Raw genomic sequence first — 4736 nt, forward strand, 5'->3', positions numbered from 1 at the left:
CATGATGCTCCTCTCGACTGTTCGGGGACGGCCCTGGGTATTCGAGACGGGCCTGGGCGGACCGGACTGACGCGGACTGCTGCGGTCCCGTCCCGAACGTGCGTGCCGGGGACCCTGCGTGCCGGGTACTGCCCGTGGATCGCTCCCTGCCCGGGGCGCCGACTCCGCGTCGCCTGTCATCTTCCTGTTCCTGTCCCGGAGCGCCGGCCTGACTCGGGAACGAACCTTACATTCGGCTGACAATGACGTCGGTGCGTCGGGCACCGGTCCTTCAACGGCCCGAGAGCCCGGCCGGGACCGGCCGGGCTCGGCTACCGCCACGTTCCGCGACTGATCGTGGCGGATCGGCTGCTTGCGGCGGGGAGCGGGCGGTTGCGGGGGAGGGGCTCGATCAGCTGGTGGTCTTGGACCAGGTGCCGTCGCAGGCGAACCAGGTCGAGGAGGCACTCGTGGCGGGGCGGGACGCCGCGCAGATCAAGCTGCCGCTGAGCTGTGGGCGAAGACGAACTCGAGCCTCCCGTCCCCCCGGGCCTGGCGGGGCCCATAATGGGCATTCCCGGAACGCAAGCATCAGTCAACAGGCGACCACCGTTCGAACGGCGTGTCGAGGGGATCAACTCGCCTGGCTCAACCAATAAAAACTTGGCCTGAGCTCGGAGAGCAACGTAACAGCCGTCGAAGGCACTTTCGGCGGGCTCCCACGAGATGCTGGTCACAGCGGAGAACCGATGTCCAGGGAAATTCAACCGACAAACATGGCATCGGAACAGCCGGGTACTGCTGCGGCGAGCGGTGCTGGCCGGCTCGTTCGGTGAGCGTCGCGCTGCGCACGTCACGCCCGCCGGGGCCCGACTCGGCGAGGATCGGGCCCGCACGGCCCTGACCAGGCAGATTCACTCCCGTCGCCGGGTGAGATGATAATCACCTCAAGCCCCCGGGGTCGGTTTTCCAGGGTTACGTCAGACTCGCTACCCCCGCCTCTTCGGCGAGTCGACCTACGAAAGTATTTCTACCTGATGCGCGGCGCGCTCCATGCATTAATGCCGGGTCGGGGCCCGCGCGATGACTATCAAGGTGATTATGGACACGATCCAGCTGCCGACGGGGGGTGGAAAATCAGAGAACCAGAGCCAAGAAGTTGAGCGGAGGAGGATCGTGGCCACGGACGGCGCCCGAACCGGGCAAGCCGGCGAACCGGGACAGCTCAAGCGAGGCCACGGCTCCCCGCACCTCGCTTCCTGATCGTCGGGCCTGGCCTGGGCGGCTCACCTGGACGGTGAGAAGCCCCCCTCGTCCTGGCCAGGCTGTTGCTCAGGTCCCGCACCTCGACTCGGAGCCCGGAGCTCGATGTCCGGAGCCCGGAGCCCGGAGCCCGAAGTCCGGAGCCCGAGACCGCGAGTCAGCACGCATCGAGGATCGCGCTGGCCAAGCGGACCTTACTGGTGATCGTGCACCGGCGCTCCACTTCCGCGAGACCGACCAGGTTCGCTGCTGGACGAGTCCTCCCCAGTTCGCCCGCCAGCCCACGGACGGTTCCGACCTGCATCAGCAGCCGGTCAACGGCGGCGTAGATCTGACCGGCGTCCCCGAGCCCTTTCCGCCACCAACTGCCGAAGGTGGACCATGACAATCCTCGACGACAGCACCGCGCCCGGCCTCGTCGGGCCGCCGAGCTCCCACGGTCCGCGTCGTGACCCGGCTCCGCTCCTGCCCGACCCCGAGCCGGTCCGGGTCCTCGGCACGGAGGCTGCGGGGAAGGTCGACACCGATCTGCTGCGCGTCCTGTACCACCGCCTGGTGCTGGGACGGCGCTTCAACCAGCAGGCCACGACCCTGGCCAGGCAGGGCCGCCTCGCCGTGTACCCGGCGTCCACCGGCCAGGAAGCATGCCAGATCGCCGCGGCCATGGTGCTGCGGGAGTCGGACTGGCTGTTCCCCAGCTACCGCGACACGCTGGCGGTGGTATCGAGGGGTGTGCGCCCGGTGGACGCGCTGACGCTGATGCGCGGGAACGCGTACAGCGGCTACGACCCGCGGGAGCACCGGATCGCGCCGCTGTCGACTCCGCTGGCCACCCAGGCCTGCCATGCGGTGGGCCTGGCCCACGCCGCCCGCCTGCGCGCGGCCTCGGATCGGTGGGCGGCGGAGGACGTCGTGGCGCTTGCCCTGATCGGCGACGGCGGTACCAGCGAGGGCGACTTCCACGAGGCGCTGAACTTCGCCGGGGTGCTGAACGCGCCAGTGGTGTTCCTGGTACAGAACAACGGCTATGCGATTTCGGTGCCGCTGGCCCAGCAGTCCGCGGCACCGACGCTGGCACACAAGGCGGTGGGCCATGGGATCACTGGTCGCCTGGTGGACGGCAACGATGCGCCTGCGGTGCACGGTGTGCTGCGCGCGGCGGTCGAGCACGCGCGGTCGGGTCGCGGCCCGGTGCTGGTCGAGGCGGTCACCTAGCGGCTGGAGGCGCACACCAACGCCGACGACGCGACCCGCTACCGCACCTCGGAGGAGGTCGCTGCCTGGCAGGCCCGCGATCCGCTGATGCTGCTGGAGCGGCAGCTGCGCAAGGCCGGTCTCCTCGACGACGCCGGCGTCGCCGCAGTCGCGCAGGCCGCCGAGGAACTCGCCGCCGAGATGCGCGCCCAGTTCGATCGTGCGCCTGATCTCGATCCGGGCTCGCTGTTCACGCACGTCTATGCCCAGCCGACCAGCCAGCTTCGTGAGCAGGCCGCCGAGCTGATGGCCTGGCAGGCCGCGGACGCAGCCAAGAGCGACGACGCACGATGAGTGCCGCGACCATGGTGCAGGCCCTCAACGACTCGCTGCGCGACTCGCTGCGCGAGGACGCGCGCGTCCACATCCTCGGCGAGGACGTCGGCACCCTCGGCGGCGTCTTCCGAGTCACCGACGGCCTGGCCGCCGAATTCGGCGCGCAACGCTGCCTGGACACCCCCCTGGCCGAGGCAGGCATCCTCGGCACCGCCGTGGGCATGGCCATGTACGGCCTGCGGCCCGTCGTGGAGCTGCAGTTCGACGCCTTCGCCTACCCCGCGTTCGAGCAGCTCGCGTCGCATGTGGCCAAGATGCGCAACCGCACGGCCGGGAAGACCACGCTGCCGATCACCATCCGCATCCCGTACGGCGGCGGCGTCGGCGGCGTCGAGCACCACAGCGACTCCAGCGAGGCCTACTACGCGTACACCCCCGGCCTGCACGTCGTCACCCCCGCCACCGTCGCCGACGGCTACGGGCTGCTCCGCTCGGCGATTGCCTCGGACGACCCGGTGGTCTTCCTGGAGCCAAAGCGGCTCTACTGGTCTACGGACGACCGGCCCACGGACGACCGGTCTACGGACGGCTTCTCTCCGGCCGAGGTGCCGCCGATCGGCCGGGCAGTGGTCCGCCGGACCGGTACCTCGGCGACCCTCCTGACCTACGGCCCCTCGCTCCCCGTGTGCCTCCAGACGGCCGCGGCCGCGCGATCGGAGGGCTGGGACCTGGCGGTGGTCGACCTGCGCTCGCTGGTTCCCTTCGACGATGAGACGGTCTGCAAGGCGGTCCGCGCCACCGGGCGCGCCGTTGTGGTCCACGAGGCCGCGGGTTTCGGCGGCGTCGGTGCGGAGATCGCCGCCCGCGTCAGCGAGCGGTGCTTCCACCACCTCGCCGCCCCCGTCCTGCGGGTCACCGGCTTCGACATCCCTTACCCGCCCCCCATGCTCGAACATCACTACCTTCCCACTTCCCAGCGTCGACCGCATCCTCGACGCTGTCGCCCGACTCCAGTGGGAGCAGTAACACCGTGGCCGCGGTACGCGAATTCCCCCTCCCCGACCTCGGCGAGGGCCTGACCTCCGCCGAGGTCGTCCGCTGGCTTGTCGGCGTCGGGGACGTCATCACCGTCGATCAACCCGTAGCCGAGGTCGAGACCGCCAAAGCCGTCGTCGAGGTGCCCTGCCCCTATGCCGGCGTCGTCACCTCCCTCGCGGGCCTGGCCGGTACCAGTGTCCCGGTCGGCACACCACTGATCACCGTGGCCGTCAGCGAGCCGGCAGCAGGGCGAACGGGCTCCGGGAACATCCTCGTCGGCTACGGCACCAGCACGGAACCCCCCCGAGCCCGCCGCCGACGGCGCGTCGGCGCACCCGGGCCGGCACCCGGACCGGCGACGCCACTCGGGCCTTCCGCCCAGACCGTGGTCCAGCCCGTGGTCAAGGTCGTCTCGCCCCTCGTTCGCCGCTTCGCCCGCGAGAACGCCGTCGATCTCCGAAAACTCGTCGGCACCGGCCCGGAGGGGCTGATTCTGCGCAGGGACGTGGAGACCGCCGTCGCCCTACGTTCCGCTCCGGCGCGCCCGGCGGAGACCGACTCGACCGTCGTCCCGCTGGACCCGCTGGCGCGGCGCGCGGCGGAGACGTTCGTGCGCAGCAGGCGCGAGGTGCCGGATGCCACCTGCTGGGTCGACACGGATGCCACCGCACTGCTCGCCGCCAAGGACACCCTCAACGACACTCCCAACGACACCCTCAACACGGGGGGCACCGAGCCCAGAATCGGTCTCCTGGCGATTCTGGCCCGCATCTGCGTCGCCGCACTGGTCCGCTTTCCCGCGCTCAACTCCGCCGTCGTCACCGACGCGGACGGCCGCGCGACCGGCGTGCGCCACCACGCCGCCGTCCACCTGGGATTCGCCGCGCAGACCCCGCGCGGCCTGGTCGTGCCCGTGGTGCACCACG

1 protein-coding gene and 2 pseudogenes are annotated in these 4736 nt (G+C 70.7%); all 3 read left to right on the forward strand.

What is annotated here, in order from left to right; all coding sequences use genetic code 11:
* The first annotated feature begins 1623 nt into the window (after positions 1-1623).
* A pseudogene (pdhA, locus tag ACY45C_RS09110) lies at positions 1624-2790 on the forward strand (pyruvate dehydrogenase (acetyl-transferring) E1 component subunit alpha).
* Positions 2787-3798, forward strand: a pseudogene (locus ACY45C_RS09115) (alpha-ketoacid dehydrogenase subunit beta). The pseudogenes pdhA and ACY45C_RS09115 overlap by 4 nt, the downstream one beginning before the upstream one ends.
* 4 nt (positions 3799-3802) lie before the next feature.
* On the forward strand, positions 3803-4736 hold a 934-nt coding region (locus ACY45C_RS09120), incomplete at its 3' end, for a dihydrolipoamide acetyltransferase family protein (protein ID WP_462187190.1).

This window comes from Frankia sp. CcWB2, from assembly GCF_977927585.1.